Source organism: Thermomonas sp. LB-4 (assembly GCF_036409385.1).
GTDB lineage: Bacteria > Pseudomonadota > Gammaproteobacteria > Xanthomonadales > Xanthomonadaceae > Thermomonas.
The window spans coordinates 72,160-86,561 of the sequence record NZ_JAXOFT010000004.1 but is presented as its reverse complement, the minus strand read 5'-3'; the positions used below and the strand labels follow the sequence as shown (position 1 = coordinate 86,561).

At 69.6% G+C, this 14,402-nt stretch carries 12 protein-coding genes and 1 tRNA gene; 10 read left to right on the top strand and 3 right to left on the bottom strand.

Annotation, left to right across the window (positions count from 1 at the left end; genetic code table 11):
* Positions 1–10: 10 nt before the first annotated feature.
* The 8 genes from SPK54_RS05070 (at position 11) to SPK54_RS05035 (ending at position 8,851) form a co-directional block, all read left to right on the top strand.
* Positions 11–1,216: an argininosuccinate synthase gene (locus tag SPK54_RS05070; protein WP_330946844.1), complete on the top strand. Its 1,206-nt coding sequence runs from the start codon at positions 11–13 to the stop codon at positions 1,214–1,216.
* A 136-nt stretch (positions 1,217–1,352) separates the two neighbouring features.
* Positions 1,353–2,438: an acetylornithine deacetylase gene (locus SPK54_RS05065; protein WP_330946843.1), complete on the top strand. Its 1,086-nt coding sequence runs from the start codon at positions 1,353–1,355 to the stop codon at positions 2,436–2,438.
* A gap of 33 nt (positions 2,439–2,471) precedes the next feature.
* Entirely contained in the window at positions 2,472–3,791 is a 1,320-nt protein-coding gene (locus SPK54_RS05060) for an acetylglutamate kinase (RefSeq protein WP_330946920.1), read from the top strand.
* On the top strand, positions 3,788–4,735 hold the full coding sequence (gene argC / locus SPK54_RS05055) for an N-acetyl-gamma-glutamyl-phosphate reductase (protein WP_330946842.1): 948 nt from the start codon (positions 3,788–3,790) through the stop codon (positions 4,733–4,735). The genes SPK54_RS05060 and argC overlap by 4 nt, the downstream gene beginning before the upstream one ends.
* Before the next feature lie 101 nt (positions 4,736–4,836).
* Entirely contained in the window at positions 4,837–6,135 is a 1,299-nt protein-coding gene (gene argH, locus SPK54_RS05050) for an argininosuccinate lyase (protein WP_330946841.1), read from the top strand.
* Between the two features lie 5 nt (positions 6,136–6,140).
* A complete protein-coding gene (locus SPK54_RS05045) occupies positions 6,141–6,401 on the top strand; it encodes a YciI family protein (RefSeq protein ID WP_330946919.1) in 261 nt (86 codons plus the stop codon).
* 3 nt (positions 6,402–6,404) lie between these two features.
* A complete protein-coding gene (proB, locus tag SPK54_RS05040; protein WP_330946840.1) occupies positions 6,405–7,586 on the top strand; it encodes a glutamate 5-kinase in 1,182 nt (393 codons plus the stop codon).
* Complete coding sequence (locus tag SPK54_RS05035; protein ID WP_330946839.1) at positions 7,583–8,851, top strand: glutamate-5-semialdehyde dehydrogenase; 1,269 nt, start codon at positions 7,583–7,585, stop codon at positions 8,849–8,851. Before proB ends, SPK54_RS05035 begins: the two co-directional genes overlap by 4 nt.
* Positions 8,852–8,866: 15 nt before the next feature.
* Here SPK54_RS05035 and motB read toward each other — a convergent pair whose 3' ends face one another.
* From motB to SPK54_RS05020, 3 genes are all read right to left on the bottom strand, one after another.
* Complete coding sequence (motB, locus tag SPK54_RS05030; protein ID WP_330946838.1) at positions 8,867–9,817, bottom strand: flagellar motor protein MotB; 951 nt, start codon at positions 9,815–9,817, stop codon at positions 8,867–8,869.
* 3 nt (positions 9,818–9,820) lie between these two features.
* Positions 9,821–10,675 (bottom strand): flagellar motor stator protein MotA, encoded by an 855-nt coding sequence (gene motA, locus SPK54_RS05025; RefSeq protein WP_330946837.1) that lies wholly within the window; start codon positions 10,673–10,675, stop codon positions 9,821–9,823.
* A 228-nt stretch (positions 10,676–10,903) separates the two neighbouring features.
* Positions 10,904–10,980 (bottom strand) — tRNA-Pro (locus tag SPK54_RS05020).
* 145 nt (positions 10,981–11,125) lie between these two features.
* Here SPK54_RS05020 and hisS point away from each other — a divergent pair.
* Complete coding sequence (gene hisS, locus SPK54_RS05015) at positions 11,126–12,505, top strand: histidine--tRNA ligase (protein ID WP_330946836.1); 1,380 nt, start codon at positions 11,126–11,128, stop codon at positions 12,503–12,505.
* Positions 12,505–14,400 carry an aromatic amino acid ammonia-lyase gene (locus SPK54_RS05010; RefSeq protein ID WP_330946835.1) on the top strand — a complete coding sequence of 632 codons (1,896 nt, stop codon included), beginning with the start codon at positions 12,505–12,507 and terminating at the stop codon, positions 14,398–14,400. The genes hisS and SPK54_RS05010 overlap by 1 nt, the downstream gene beginning before the upstream one ends.
* The last annotated feature ends 2 nt before the right edge of the window (positions 14,401–14,402 follow it).

The following is a 14,402-nucleotide window of genomic DNA, read 5'->3' as shown; positions in this document are numbered from 1 at the left end:
GACACCCTCCATGACCGCCCCCAACGACTCTCGCGACATCGTCCTGGCCTTCTCCGGCGGCCTCGACACCAGCTTCTGCGTGCCCTACCTGAAGGAGCAGGGCTGGAACGTGCATACCGTGTTCGCCGACACCGGCGGCGTGGATGCCGACGAGCGCGCCACCATCGAGGCCCGCGCCGCCGAGCTGGGCGTGGCTTCGCACGTCACCGTCGACGGCGGCCCTGCCATCTGGTCCGGCTTCGTGAGGCCGTTCGTGTGGGCCGGCGAGGGTTACCAGGGCCAGTACCCGCTGCTGGTCTCCGACCGTTACCTGATCGTGGACGCCAGTCTGGCGCGGGCGCGCGAGCTGGGCACCAATGCCATCGCCCACGGTTGCACCGGCATGGGCAACGACCAGGTGCGGTTCGACCTCGCCGTGAAGGCGCAGGGCGACTACCGAATCGTCGCGCCGATCCGCGAGATCCAGAAGCAGCACACCCAGACCCGCGCCTTTGAACAGGCCTACCTGGAGGCGCGCGGCTTCGGCGTGCGTGCCAAGCAGAAGGCCTACACCATCAACGAGAACCTGCTGGGCGTGACCATGTCCGGCGGCGAGATCGATGCCTGGGAAGCGCCGGGCGAGGGCGCGCGCGGCTGGTGCGCGCGCCGCGAGCACTGGCCGGCGGAGGCGCTGGAAGTGACGCTGCGCTTCGAGAACGGCGAGGCGGTGGCGCTGGACGGCCATGACCTGCCGGGCGACAAGATCCTGGCCAAGCTCAACACCATGTTCGCCCAGTACGGCGTCGGCCGCGGCATGTACACCGGCGACACCACCATTGGCCTGAAGGGCCGCATCGTGTTCGAGGCGCCGGGCCTGGCCGCGCTGCTGGCCGCGCACCGCGCACTGGAGGAAGCGGTGCTGACCAAGCAGCAGAACCGCTTCAAGCCGGACGTCGCCCGCAAGTGGGTGGAGCTGGTCTACGAGGGCTTCTTCCACGACCCGCTGAAGACCGATCTGGAAGCGTTCCTGGCCTCCAGCCAGCGGACGGTGAACGGTGAGGTGGTGCTGCGCACCAGCGGCGGCCGGGTGGATGCCGTAGCCGTGCGCTCGCCGCACCTGCTGAACGCCAAGGGCGCGACCTACGCGCAGTCGGCCGACTGGGGCGTGGAGGAGGCCGAGGGTTTCATCAAGCTGTTCGGCATGAGCAGCACGCTGTGGGCCGAAGTGAACGGCTGAGGCTGTCGTTCCCGCGAAAGCGGGAATCCAGCGTCCGGATTTTCAACTCACTGCCAAGAACTGGATACGCAGACACACAAGTCTGCGAAAAGATGCCCGCCCTCGCGGGGATGACGAGCAAGAGCGAACCCCTTACATGCTTGAAGATGTTCTCCGCCACCTCGAAGCGTTGGTGTCCTTCGATACCCGCAACCCGCCGCGCCGGATCGGCACCGGCGGGATCTTCGACTATCTGCGGGCGCAGCTGCCGGGCTTCCGCTGCGACGTGGTCGACTACGGCGACGGCGCGGTGTCGCTGCTGGCCGTGCGCGGCGCCCCGCAGCGCGTCTTCAACGTGCACCTGGACACGGTGCCCTCGTCCGAGGCCTGGGATGGCGATCCGCTGCGGCTGCGGGTGACGCGCGACCGCGCCATCGGCTTGGGCGCCTGCGATATCAAGGGTGCGGCGGCGGGGCTCCTCGCCGCGGCCAATGCGACTTCGGGCGACGCGGCGTTCCTGTTCTCCAGCGACGAGGAAGCCAACGATCCGCGCTGCATCGCGGCGTTCCTTGCCCGGGATCGCGGCTTCACCGAGGCGATCATCGCCGAGCCCACCCGCTGCGAGGCGGTGCTGGCCCACCGCGGGATCAGCTCGGTGCTGCTGCGCTTCAAGGGCGAGGCCGGGCACGCCTCGGGCGCCAACGCCATGCAGGCCAACGCGCTGCACCAGGCGATGCGCTGGGGCGCGAATGCACTGGACCTGGTGGAGGGCGAGGCGCACGCGCGCTTCGGCGGTCTGACCGGCCTGCGCTTCAACATCGGCAAGGTCGAGGGCGGGATCAAGGCCAATGTGATCGCGCCGAGCGCCGAGGTCCGCTTCGGTTTCCGCCCGCTGCCGTCGCATGACATCGACGGGCTGCACGTCCGCTTCGGCGCCTGCGCCGCGGTGGGCGCGCTGGAGCGCTACGAAGAGACTTTCCGTGGGCCGTCGCTGCCGGCCGGTGACATCGCCACCGCGGAGGAGCGCCGGCTGGCCGCGCGCGACCTCGCCGACGCGCTGGGCCTGCCGATCGGCAACGCCGTCGATTTCTGGACCGAGGCCTCGCTGTTCTCGCAGGCCGGCCTGACCGCCTTCGTCTATGGCCCGGGCGACATCGCCCAGGCGCATACCGCCGGCGAGTGGGTGGCGCTGGACGAACTGCAGCGCTACGCCGATTCCATCACCCGCATCCTTGGAACCTGACCCGCCGTGACCCCGATCCTCTCCCCGCACGCCGTGCACGATCCGCAGACGCGCCAGACCATCGTGCGGCTGCTGTCCAGCATGGGCAGCGCGAAGGAAATCAGCCAGTACCTGAAGCGCTTCTCGCAGCTCGACGCGGCGCGCTTCGCCGTGGTCAAGGTGGGCGGCGCGGTGCTGCGCGACGACCTCGACGCACTGGTGTCCTCGCTGGCCTTCCTGCAGGACGTGGGCCTGACCCCCATCGTCATCCACGGCGCCGGCCCCCAGCTCGATGCGGAACTGTCCGCCGCCGGCATCCAGAAACAGACCATCGACGGCCTGCGGGTGACTTCGCCGGAGGCACTGGCCATCGTCCGCCGGGTCTTCCACGCGCAGAACCTGAAGCTGGTGGAAGCCTTGCAGGCGGCGGACGCGCGCGCCACATCGATCGTGTCCGGCGTGTTCGAAGCGGACTACATGGACCGCGGGCGCTACGGCCTGGTGGGCGAGGTGAAGCGCGTCGACCTGGCGCCGATCCAGGCCAGCCTGCAGGCCGGTTCGATCCCGGTGATCGCTTCGCTGGGGGAAACCATCGGCGGGCAGATCCTCAACGTCAACGCCGACTTCGCCGCCAACGAGCTGGTGCAGGAGCTGCAGCCCTACAAGATCGTTTTCCTTACCGGCACCGGCGGGCTGCTCGATGCCGAAGGCCACGTCATCGACTCGATCAACCTGTCCACCGAATACGACCACCTGATGCAGCAGCCGTGGATCGAAGGCGGCATGCGGGTGAAGCTCGAGCAGATCAAGGACCTGTTGGACGGGCTGCCGCAGGCGTCCTCGGTGTCCATCACCCGGCCCGACGAGCTGGCCAAGGAACTGTTCACCCACAAGGGCTCGGGCACGCTGGTGCGGCGCGGCGAGCGCGTGCTGCAGGGCGCTGCGTGGACCGACTTCGACCTGCCGCGGCTGCGCGGGTTGATCGAATCGGCGTTCGGCCGCAAGCTGCTGCCGGATTATTTCGAGACGACGAAGCTGCATCGCGCCTACGTCAGCGAGCACTATCGCGCGGCGGTGATCCTCACGCAGGAAGACGCCGGCGTGTACCTGGACAAGTTCGCGGTGCTGGACGAAGCGCAGGGCGAGGGCTTGGGCCGCGCGGTGTGGCTGGTGATGCGCGAGCAGAACCCGGCGCTGTTCTGGCGCTCGCGCCACGGCAACCCGGTCAACGCGTTCTACGACGCCGAGTCCGACGGCTGCATCAAGCAGGAGAAGTGGAAGGTGTACTGGTATGGCGATGCGGGCTTCGACCGCATCGAACGCTACGTGGCGCTGTGCGCCCAGCGGCCGGCGACGCTGGAGGAGCCGGCATGAGCGGGATCAAGGTTGGCCTGGTCGGCGCGCGCGGCCATACCGGCGCCGAGCTGATCCGCCTGTTCTCGGCGCATCCGCGCTTCGAGCTGGCGTTCGTGACCTCGCGCGAGCTGGACGGCCGGCGCGTGGCCGACCACAACCCTGGCTTCACGGGCGAGCTGCGCTACAGCTCGCCCGACTACCGCGACCTGCCGGGGCTGGGTGCGGACGCCGTGGTGCTGGCGCTGCCGAACGGCAAGGCCGCGCACATCGTCCAGCAGTTCGACGACGCCGGCGCCGATCCGGTGCTGGTCGATCTGTCCGCCGACTATCGTTTCGACCCCACTTGGTATTACGGCCTGCCGGAACTGACCCGCACGCGCTACGCCGGGCAGAAGCGCATCAGCAACCCCGGCTGCTACGCCACCGCCATGCAGCTGGCGATCGCGCCGATGGCGAACGTGCTGGACGGTCCGGCGCAGTGCTTCGGGGTGAGCGGTTACTCCGGTGCCGGCACCACGCCCGGCGACCGCAACAATGTCCAGCTGTTGCGGGACAACCTGATGCCGTACGCGCTCACCGGCCACGTGCACGAGCGCGAAGTCTCGGCACAGCTGGGGCACGCGGTGGAGTTCATGCCGCACGTGGCGCCGCATTTCCGCGGCATCACCCTGACCGCCAACCTGCACCTGTCGATCGCGTTCGAGCGAGAAGAAGTGCTGGCGCGCTACCGCGGCCGCTATGCCGGTGAGCCACTTGTGCGGGTGCAGGACGAGGCGCCGTGGGTGAGCCGCATCGCCGGCAGGCACCACGTCGAGATCGGCGGCTTCGCCCTGTCCGGCGACGGCCGGCGGCTGGTGGTGGTGGTGACCGAGGACAACCTGCTCAAGGGCGCGGCCACCCAGGCGCTGCAGAATCTCAACCTGGCCTTCGGCCTCGACGAATTCATGGCGATCCCGCTGTAGGTGCACCGCAGGGGTGCGATCTCTTCGCGCGCCTGTCGGTCGGTCCCACGGAAACCATCGCACCCCTGGGTGCTCCTACAACTGCAATGCGTGGAGGCAACATGTCCGATCTGTTGTGGCAAAAACCCGGCGTAGCGGTGGACGCCGGCATCCAGGCCTTCCTGGCCGGCGACGACGTGCTGCTGGACCGCGCGTTCTTCCTGCACGACATCGCCGCCAGCGCCGCGCACGCCGAGGGCCTGCAGCGCATCGGCATTCTCACCGCGGACGAGCTGGGCGGCCTGAAGCGCGAGCTGGCGAACTTGGCCGATGATTTCCGCAGCGGCGCCTTCGTCCTGGACGAGCGCTTCGAGGACGGGCACTCCGCCATCGAGGCGCGGCTGACCGAGCGGCTCGGCGATGCCGGCCGCAAGATCCATACCGGCCGCAGCCGCAACGACCAGGTGCTGGTGGCCACGCGCCTGTGGCTGAAGGAGAAACTGGCGCGGGTGGCGCGGCTTTCGCGCGAGATCGCGGGGGTCGCGCTCGACCGCGCCGTGGCCGAGAAGGAACTGCCGATGCCGGGCTACACCCACATCCAGCGCGCGGTGGTGTCCTCCGCCGGCATGTGGTGGGCAGGCTGGGCCGAGGCCTTCATCGACGATGCCATGCGCGCCGCCGACACCCTGGCGCTGGTGGACTGCAACCCGCTGGGCACGGCGGCCGGCTACGGCGTCAACCTGCGGCTGGACCGGGAGCACACCACCCGCGCGCTGGGCTTCGCGCGCATGCAGGTCTCGCCGGTGTACGCCCAGCTTTCGCGCGGCAAGTTCGAGCTGGCTGCGCTGGAGGCGCTGGGCAGCGCGACGCTGGACCTGCGCCGCCTGGCCTGGGACCTGTCGCTGTTCACCAGCGCCGAGTTCGGCTTCGTCGCGCTGCCAGCGCAATACACCACCGGCAGTTCGATCATGCCGAACAAGCGCAACCCCGACGTGATCGAACTGATGCGCGCCACCCACGCCAGCGTGGCCGCCGCGCGCACCGAGATCGAACAGCTGATGTCGCTGCCGTCCGGCTACCACCGCGACCTGCAAGCGTCGAAGGGCGCGATCTTCCACGGCTTCGGCCGCGGCCTGGCGGCGCTGGAGCTGCTGCCGGCGCTGCTGGCCAACCTCGACTGGCGTGAAGACCGCCTGCGCGCGGCGATCGATTCCGGCATGTACGCCACCGACGTGGCGGTGGAGGCCGCGATCGCCGGCCTGCCGTTCCGCGAGGCCTACAAGGCCGCGGCCGCGGCCGCGGCCGCCGACGAGGTGGGCCAGGGCCGCACGCCGGAAGGTTCGCTGGCTGCACGCACATCGCCGGGCGCCGCCGCGGACCTGCGGCTGGACGTGCTGCGCGCGCGCTGGGAGGCGCTGTGAGCGGCGTGGTCGTGCGCCACCTGGTGCTGGTGATGCGGCGCCCCGGTTTCGACGCTGGCCTGCTGCCGGCGCACGCGGCCTTCCTCGACGCACTGCGCGCGCGGGGGGTGCTGGACTGCAGCGGCGGCTTTGCCGACCGCAGCGGCGGCGCCTACCTGTTGCGCGGCATCGCCAGCGTGGAGGAGGCGCGCAGGATCGCCGAGTCGGATCCGCTGGCGGTCCACGGCGCATCGGACGTCGTGGTCCACGAGTGGCACACGCACTGAGCCATGGACGCACTGGCCTTCCCGGTACAGCCATTGCCGCCGTGGAAACGCGCGGTGCTGAAGGTCGGCAGCAGCCTGCTCGCGGCCGAAGGCGGCGGCCTGAGCCCGCGCTTCGCGCTGGGGCTGGCGCAATTCGTGCTGGCCAGCCGCCAGGCCGGGCGCGAGGTGGTGATCGTGTCATCCGGTGCGGTGGCGGCCGGGCGCGCGGTGCTGCCGCGGGCCGCGGATGGAGCGCCCACGATCGCGGCCAAGCAGGCGCTGGCGGCGCTTGGGCAGGCCCAGCTGGTCGGCCTGTGGCAGCGCTTCTTCGAGGCGCCGGTGGCGCAGGTGCTGCTGACCCACGACGACCTGCGCGACCGCCGGCGCTACCTCAACGCGCGCGGCGCGCTGCTGGAACTGCTGCGGCTGGGTGCAGTGCCGGTGGTCAACGAGAACGACACGGTGGCCGTCGATGAGCTGAAACTGGGCGACAACGACAACCTCGCCGCCGCGGTGGCGTCGCTGGTGGACGCCGAGCTGCTGCTGATCGCCACCGATATCGCCGGCCTGTACAGCGCCCACCCGGGGCACGACCCCGCTGCGCGGCCAGTGGCGCGCGTCGAGGCGATCACCCCGGCAGTGCTGGGAATGGCTGGCGATGCCGGCGCGCTGGGCACCGGTGGCATGCGCACCAAGCTGGAGGCCGCGGCCAAGGCAGCGGCCGCGGGCATCTCCACCGCGCTGTTCAGTGGCCGCGACGCGACTGCCGTGGCGGCACTGGGGCAGGGCGAGCTGCGCGGCACCCTGGTCGACGCACAGGGCAGCCGCCTGCGTGCGCGCAAGCAGTGGCTGCGGCATGCACCCGCGGCGGGTGTGCTCGACGTCGACGCAGGCGCGTGCGCCGCGTTGCTGCGCGGCGCCTCGCTGCTGCCCGGTGGCGTGCGCGGCGTGACCGGCGAATTCCGCCGCGGCGACGTGATCGAGGTGCGCGCTGCCGACGGCACCGTGTTGGCGCGCGGGCAGGCGCAGTACAGCGCGCGCGACGGCGCACGCATCGCCGGCCGCCACAGCCGCGAGATCGAAGCCGTGCTGGGCTTCCACTACGACGAGGCCATGATCCACCGCGACGACCTCGTCCTGCTGCACGCTGCCGGCCATCCGGCCGCCGAACCGCAAGGCGAAACCAACGGAGAAACCACGGCATGAGCGGATACGTGCGGAACCTGGCGCAGGCGGCGCGTGCGGCGCAGGCCGCCATCGCGGCGGCCGAGGCATCGACCCGGCGCGCGCTGCTGGAAGGCATGGCCGAACGGCTGCTGGCCGGGCAGGACGCGATCCTCGAAGCGAATGCCGGCGACCTGGCGCGCGCGCGGCAAGCCGGCGCGGGCAAGGCGACTCTGGACCGGCTCGCGCTGGATCCGGAGCGCGTGCGCGGCATGGCCGAGGCGCTGCGCGAGGTGGCCGCGCAGGCCGATCCGCTCGGCAAGGTCACCCGCAGTGACGTGCGTCCCAACGGCATCCGCATCGAGCGCCAGCGCATCCCGCTGGGGCTGGTGGCGATGATCTACGAGGCGCGGCCGAACGTGACCGCGGAGGCGGCGGCGCTGTGCCTGAAGGCCGGCAACGCGGTGCTGCTGCGCGGCGGCTCGGAGGCGGCGGCCAGCAATGCCGCGATCGCCGGGTGCCTGCACGCGGCATTGCGCGACGCAGGCCTGCCAGAGGCGGCGGTTTCGCTGGTGGTCGACACCGCGCGCGAGCACGTGCTGGAATTGTTGCAGCTGTCCGACCTGATCGACCTCGCCATCCCGCGCGGCGGCGAGAGCCTGATCCGCTTCGTCGCCGAACATGCACGAGTGCCTGTCATCAAGCACTACAAGGGCGTCTGCCACCTGTACGTGGACCGCGCCGCCGACGTGAACGTTGCGCTGGGCCTGCTGATCGACGGCAAGGCATCGCGCCCGGGCGTCTGCAATGCGCTGGAAACCCTGCTGGTGCACCGTGACATCGCGCCGGCGTTCCTGCCGCGCGCGCTTGCGGCCCTGCGCGCCACCGGGGTCGAGGCCCGCGGCGATGCCGCCACCCGCGCCTTCGATGCGTCGCTGGCAGAGGCCAGCGATGACGACTACGCGGCCGAATTCCTCGACCTGGTCATCGCCATCCGCGTGGTCGATTCCCTCGACGAGGCGATCGCCCATGTCCGGCGCTTCACTTCCGACCACACCGAAGTCATCGCCACCGCCGACCCGGCGGCGGCGCAGGCGTTCGTGGACGCGGTGCGCAGCTCGGCGGTGATGGTCAACGCCAGCTCGCGGTTCAACGACGGCGGCCAGCTCGGCCTCGGCGCGGAAATCGGCATTTCCACCACCCGCCTGCATGCCTACGGCCCGATGGGGGTGGAAGCGCTGACCATCGAGCGCTTCGTGGTGCGCGGGCACGGCCAGCTCCGACACCCGCTGCCGACAGGGCGGTGAGCTGCAACGCGGCGCTCAGCCGCCGGCCTTGGCCGCCGCGGGCGTGGCCGCTGCCGCCGGCACCGGCAACGGCACCGGCACCGGCACCGGCATGCTCTGGCTCCGGTTAAGGGCCGCGTCCTCGGCCTCCTTGGTCATCACCACGATGCTGATACGGCGGTTGATCGGGTTGAGCGGATTCTTTTCATCGAACGGCACCGCCGGGCCGAAGCCGACCACGCGCACCACCTTGGCCGCCGCCATGCCGCCTTCCAGCAGCGCGCGGCGGGCGGCATTGGCGCGGTCCGCGCTCAGCTCCCAGTTGCTGTAACCGATGCGGGTGGCGTAGTTGGCGGTGTCCGTATGACCGGCCAGGCTGATGCGGTTGGGAACCCGGTTCACGAACCGCGCGATCTCGTGCAGGATCTCGCTGGTATAGGACATCAGCTGCGCGCTGCCGAGGTCGAACATCGGCCGGTTCTGCTTGTCCACGATCTGGATGCGCAGGCCTTCCGGCGTGAGATCCAGCAGCAGCTGGTCCTTGAACGGCTCCAGCGCCTGGCTCTTGCTGATGGCTTCTTCCAGCTCCTTCTTCAGGGCTTCCAGCCGCTGCTTTTCCAGCACCCGGCGCTGCGCCTCGGTAGGGTCGCCCGGGGTGCGGGTGAACTCGGCGCCGGGGCCTTTCGGCAGATCCATGGTGCCGCCCAGCTTGATCATCGAGTTGCTGGCGCCGCCGGGCCCGTTCATGCCCGGCGCGGGGGCCGGGCTTGCGCCCGCGATGGGGCTGGGGTTCTTGAAGTAGTCGGACACAGCTTCGCGCTGCTTCGTGGTCAGCGCGCCCACCAGCCACATCACCATGAAGAACGCCATCATCGCGGTGACGAAGTCGGCGTAGGCCACCTTCCACGAGCCGCCGTGGTGGCCGCCGCCCTGGACCTTCCTGACCCGCCGGACGATGACCGTGGGCTTTTCGTCCTTGCCGGCCATGGCCTATTTCAGCGCCTTGATGTGCTGCTCGAACTCCGAGAAGCCCGGGCGCAGCGCGGACGGCACGGTCTTGCGCGCGAACTCCAGCGCGATCTTCGGCGGATAGCCCCGCAGGCTCGCCAGCAGGGCGGTCTTCACCGATTCGTAGATGCGCCCGTCCTGCTCGGCGCGGGCCTCCACCGCGGCAGCCAGCGGCGCCACGAAGCCGTAGGCCAGCAGGATGCCCAGGAAGGTGCCGACCAGCGCTGCGGCCACGTGGCCGCCGACCTCGGCGATGTCGCCGCCGATCGAGGCCATGGTGATGATGATGCCGAGCACCGCGGCCACGATGCCGAAGCCGGGCAGGCCGTCGGCTACCTTGTTCAGTGCATGCGCGGGCGCCAGCTCTTCGTGGTGGTGCTTTTCGAGTTCCAGTTCCAGCAGCGGTTCCAGTTCGTGCGGTTCGATGTTGGACCCCACCATCAGGCGCAGGCAGTCGGTGATGAAGTCCATCAGGTGGTGGTCGTCGCGGATCGCCGGATAGTTCGCGAAGATCGCGCTTTCCATCGGATTGTCGATGTGGCTTTCCAGCGCCATGAAGCCTTCCTTGCGCGCCCGGTTGAGCAGCTCGTACAGGAGGCTGAGCGCGTCCAGGTAGTCCTTGCTCTGGTAGCGCGGGCCCTTGAAGACGCCCAGCACGGCGGCAAAGGTCTGCTTGACCGTTTTCGGCGGCGTGCCGGCGAGGAATGCGCCGAACGCGGCGCCGCCGATGATGACCAGTTCGAAAGGCTGCCACAGCGCGGCCAGCTTGCCGTGGGAGGCGACGAAACCGCCGAGGACGCTGAGGGTGACGACGATGAAGCCGACGATGATGAGCATGTGGGTGGCGGTGGCCCGGCGGGGAAGATTTCCAGAATATCGGATTCCTTCGGAATGTTTGAAGCGTTGTTACCGCGGTAATGCCAGCAACTGTAAGCGATGTTCTCCACCGCAAGCAGGGACTCAGCTGCCTTCATGCACCTATCCAGTGTGCGAGGGAGCGAGGATTCCTGACCGGAAAACGAAAAAACCGCCTTTCGGCGGTTTTACGCAACAGCTTGATTTGATTGGTCGGGGAGACAGGATTCGAACCTGCGACCTCTACGTCCCGAACGTAGCGCTCTACCAGACTGAGCTACACCCCGACAGCTGAGCCGCGCATTTTAGGGACATGTCCCGGCCTCGGCAAGTCCCCCGCGATGCATTCGCCGTCGACATGCCGCTTGCGGCCTTCGGGGAAACGGCCGCGCCCGCTAAACTAGCTGTTTTCCGCGCCACCGGAGCCCCAACGTGATCAAGCCACGCACCCCCGCCGGGGTCATGGAACTGCTGCCGCGCGACCAGATCGCCTTCCAGCGGATGCTCGACACCATCCGCCAGACCTTCGAGCGCTTCGGCTTCCTGCCGGTGGAAACGCCGGTGATGGAGCTGTCCGAGGTGCTGCTGACCAAGTCCGGCGGCGAAACCGAGCGGCAGGTGTATTTCGTGCAGTCCACCGGCGCGCTGGAGAAACAGGCCGAAGGCCTGCCGGAACTGGCGCTGCGCTTCGATCTCACCGTGCCGCTGGCGCGCTACGTGGCCGAGCACGAGCACGAGCTGGCGTTCCCGTTCCGGCGCTACCAGATGCAGCGGGTGTATCGCGGCGAGCGCGCCCAGCGCGGACGCTTCCGCGAGTTCTACCAGTGCGACATCGACGTGATCGGCAAGGACGCGCTGTCGCCGCGCTTCGACGCCGAGATCCCTGCGGTCATCGCGGCGGTGTTCGAGCGCCTGGCGATCGGCGAGTTCACCATCCACCTCAACCACCGCAAGCTGCTGCGGGGCTACTTCGAGGGCCTGGGCATCGAAGGCGAGGCGCAGCTGCTGGTGCTGCGCGAGCTGGACAAGCTGGACAAGCGCGGTGCGGATGCCGTGCGCGAAACGCTGGCGGGCGAGGGGTTCGGGCTCGGCGCGGAGGTCATCGACAAGTTGATGGCGTTCTCGCAGGTGCGTTCGCACGGACATGCCGATGCGCTGGCCAAGCTCGACGCGCTGGGCACGGGCACCCCGCTGTTCGAGGAAGGGCGCGAGGAGCTGCGCGCGATCCTCGGCCAGCTGAAGGCGCTGGGTGTGGCGGAGTCGCGCTATGCGCTGAACCTGTCGATCGCGCGCGGGCTGGATTACTACACCGGCATCGTCTACGAGACCACCCTCGACGCCTATCCGCAGATCGGCTCGATCTGCTCCGGCGGCCGCTACGAGAATCTGGCCGGGCACTACACCAAGTCGAAGCTGCCGGGGGTGGGCATTTCCATCGGCCTGACGCGCCTGTTCTACCAGCTGCAGGACGCCGGGCTGGTCGCCACCGCCGACAGTTCGGTGGACGTGCTGGTGGCGCTGCTGGACGACGCGGGGCTCGCGCACGCACTGGCGCTGTCGCAGCGGATGCGTGCGGCCGGCCTCAATGTGGAGACCCAGCTGGAGCCGCGCAAGCTGGCCAAGCAGTTCCAGTACGCCGACAAGGCGGGGATCCGCTTCGTGGTGATGCGTGGTGAGGACGAGGCCGCGCGTGGCGTGGTCACAGTCAAGGACCTGCGCCGCGGCGAACAGTTCGAGGTGGCGGAGACCGAGCTGGCCGCGGCCCTGCTGGTGGAACGCGAGCAGCTGCGCAGCACGGCGGGGAAGGCGTGATGAGCGATGTGGTGATGTTGGATGGCGTGTCGCTGACTCGCGCCCAGCTGGTGCAGGTCGCCCATGGCGCAAGGGTGGCGATGGATGCGAAGGCATTGGACCGGGTGGCGCATGCCGCCGAGTTCCTGCTGGCGCAGGTGGCGAAGCAGGAACCCATCTACGGGATTTCCACCGGTTTCGGCAGCAACGCCGACAAGCTGCTGGGCAGCCACCGCCTGCGCGACGAACTGTCGGGCGCGGCCAGGTCCGGCCAGCCGCCGCATATCGAACTGCAGCGCAACCTGATCGTCACCCACGCGGTCTGCGTGGGCGAACCGTTCGCGCCGGAAGTGGTGCGGGCGATGCTGTGCATCCGCATCAACACGCTGCTGCGCGGGCATTCCGGCATCCGCGTGCAGACGCTGGAAGCGCTGGCGGCGATGCTCAATGCCGGCATCGTGCCGGTGGTGCCACAGCTGGGCTCGGTGGGCGCCTCCGGCGACCTGGCGCCGCTGTCGCATCTGGCCATCGTGCTGCTGGGCGGCGGTGAAGCCTTCGTCGATGGCCAGCGCATGCCGGGGGCCGACGCGCTGGCGCGCAAGGGCCTGCGGCCGGTCGAGCTGTCGTACAAGGAAGGCCTGGCGCTGAACAACGGCACCGCGCAGATGCTGGCCACCGGCGTGCTGGCGGTGCAGCTGCTGGACGACCTGCTGGATACAGCCGACCTGGCCGCAGCAATGACCATCGATGCCTTCGCCGGCCGCCTCGGGGCGTTTGCGCCGGAAGTGCACGCGCTGCGCCCGCATCCGGGGCAGGTGCAGACCGCCGCCAACCTGCGGCGCCTGCTGGACGGTTCCACCCTGTCCGACATCGCCTACCACCTGGTGCCGAAGTTCCGCCAATGGCTGCCGGGCAGCTGGGACAGCCCGTCGCTGCAGGCGCTGGGCTTCGACATCGGCTGGGACTGGGTGGGTTTCGCCCAGCGCCATGGCCGCGAGAAGTTCTACCAGCGCTTCCTGCCGTTCCGCGGCGGCAAGAAACACCAGCCGCAGGACAGCTACTCGCTGCGCTGCATCCCGCAGGTGCACGGCGCGGTGCGCGACGCGCTGGAGCAGGCCAAGCGGGTGCTGGACGTCGAGCTCAACGCGGTGACCGACAACCCGCTGGTGTTCCCGGACAAGACCGACGCCGCATTCGTGGAAGAGCAGGTGATCTCCGCCGGCCACTTCCACGGCATGCCGCTGGCGCTGGCGATGAGCTACCTGAAGGCGGCGATCCCGGTGCTGGCGTCGATCAGCGAGCGTCGCCTAAACAAGTTGGTCGATCCGGCTACCAACGATGGCCTGCCGCCGTTCCTGATCGGCAACGAGGACGGCACCGAGTCCGGCCACATGATCGTGCAGTACACCGCCGCGGCCATCGTCAACGACCTTGCCAGCCGCGCGATGCCGGCCTCGGTCTATTCCATCCCGACCTCGGCCAATGCCGAGGACCACGTCTCGATGGGCGCCAACGAAGCGCGCCACGTGCTGGCGATGGCGCAGGACCTGGGCAAGGTGCTGGGGCTGGAACTGTTCACCGCCGCCCAGGCCCTGGACCTGCGCCGCGACATGATCAATGCCGCCCGCGAGCTGGCCCGTCGCACCGATGCCGCCGGCTTCGCCGCCAAGGTCGGCGGCGGCCCGTTGCCGGATGCCCCCGACCGCGCGGCGTTCCTCGCGGAAGTGGATGCGCTGCGCGAACAGCTTGCCCGTTCCGGTGAATTCCAACCGGGCAGCGCGGTGGCTGCGGCCCACGCCGCGATCCGCGCGCGCATCCCCTTCCTAGACCGCGACCGCGCGCTGGATGGCGAAGTGGCCGCCGCGGTGGCGATGGTGGCGGACGGATGCATCCTCGCGGCGGTGCGCGCGGACTGACA

What these genes read in the sequence shown, in the direction of transcription:
- SPK54_RS05070 (WP_330946844.1), top strand. Translation starts at nt 11, where the DNA reads ATGACCGCCCCCAACGACTCTCGCGACATCGTCCTGGCCTTCTCCGGC.
- SPK54_RS05065 (WP_330946843.1), top strand. Translation starts at nt 1,353, where the DNA reads ATGCTTGAAGATGTTCTCCGCCACCTCGAAGCGTTGGTGTCCTTCGAT.
- argC (WP_330946842.1), top strand. Translation starts at nt 3,788, where the DNA reads ATGAGCGGGATCAAGGTTGGCCTGGTCGGCGCGCGCGGCCATACCGGC.
- argH (WP_330946841.1), top strand. Translation starts at nt 4,837, where the DNA reads ATGTCCGATCTGTTGTGGCAAAAACCCGGCGTAGCGGTGGACGCCGGC.
- proB (WP_330946840.1), top strand. Translation starts at nt 6,405, where the DNA reads ATGGACGCACTGGCCTTCCCGGTACAGCCATTGCCGCCGTGGAAACGC.
- SPK54_RS05035 (WP_330946839.1), top strand. Translation starts at nt 7,583, where the DNA reads ATGAGCGGATACGTGCGGAACCTGGCGCAGGCGGCGCGTGCGGCGCAG.
- motB (WP_330946838.1), bottom strand. Translation starts at nt 9,817, where the DNA reads ATGGCCGGCAAGGACGAAAAGCCCACGGTCATCGTCCGGCGGGTCAGG.
- motA (WP_330946837.1), bottom strand. Translation starts at nt 10,675, where the DNA reads ATGCTCATCATCGTCGGCTTCATCGTCGTCACCCTCAGCGTCCTCGGC.
- SPK54_RS05010 (WP_330946835.1), top strand. Translation starts at nt 12,505, where the DNA reads ATGAGCGATGTGGTGATGTTGGATGGCGTGTCGCTGACTCGCGCCCAG.